This window comes from Aeromonas crassostreae, assembly GCF_054052445.1.
The window spans coordinates 1-218 of record NZ_JBSTYM010000093.1; the positions used below are offsets into that span (position 1 = coordinate 1).

The window sequence follows — 218 nt, forward strand, 5'->3', positions numbered from 1 at the left end:
AGCGGGGCACAGACGCATGCGGAGGGTGAGGGTAATAACACGCTGACAGAGTCGATCACCATCACGGTGGCGGATCAGACTGGCGACTCGGTGTCGGGAGACTTGGTGATCACCATAGTGGACGATATGCCGACGGCGATGGCCGATACGATAGCCCTACAGGAAATCGATGGGCAGGGTCGCGGCAATGTGCTGGACAACGACAGCTTTGGTGCCGA

Annotated in this window: 1 protein-coding gene; it reads left to right on the forward strand. The window is 59.2% G+C overall.

Annotated features, from left to right (window positions below; all coding sequences use genetic code 11):
- A partial coding sequence (locus ACW5W4_RS19035) for a hypothetical protein (protein ID WP_456690431.1) occupies positions 1-218 on the forward strand: 218 nt, incomplete at both ends.